Source organism: Vibrio sp. 1580, assembly GCF_033340055.1.
This window is the reverse complement of sequence record NZ_JAWOVT010000632.1, coordinates 1-542: the sequence shown is the minus strand read 5'-3', so window position 1 is coordinate 542 and position 542 is coordinate 1. Positions and strand designations below refer to the sequence as shown.

The window sequence follows — 542 nt, the reverse complement described above, 5'->3', positions numbered from 1 at the left end:
TTGGTTTTGGTCTTTGCCCTCACGACACACCGAACTGTGGAAGCCCTTTTTAGTGGCGCAATTGCTGGGGTACTTCTGCTCAATCCAACTGAAGCGGTCGAGCAAATTGTCGATATTTCGATGAGTGTGATGATGGATGAAACCATCGCATGGATCATCCTCGTATGTGGTTTGATGGGCGGTTTGATTGCCGTGTTGGAGAAAGGCGGCAGTATTTTGAGCTTCTCCGATATGCTTGTCACCAAGGTTAAAAGCCGCAAGCAATCGATGTTGATGACATTTGCTCTGGGTATCCTGATCTTTATTGATGACTACTTAAACGCAATTGCAATTTCATCATCGATGAAAAAAGTCACTGACGGCTACAAGATCTCTCGTGAAAAGCTCTCTTATCTAGTGGATTCAACCGCAGCGCCTATCTGTATTCTGGTGCCAATTTCAACTTGGGCCATCTTCTTTAGCTCACTGCTAGAAGCAAACGGCGTCGCTGAAGCAGGCCAAGGTATTCAGACGTATATGCAAGCAATTCCTTACATGGCTTA

At 45.6% G+C, this 542-nt stretch carries 1 protein-coding gene; it reads left to right on the top strand.

Annotated elements, in window-relative coordinates; all coding sequences use genetic code 11:
• On the top strand, positions 1 to 542 hold a 542-nt coding region (locus R7093_RS27555), incomplete at both ends, for a Na+/H+ antiporter NhaC family protein (RefSeq protein WP_318147319.1).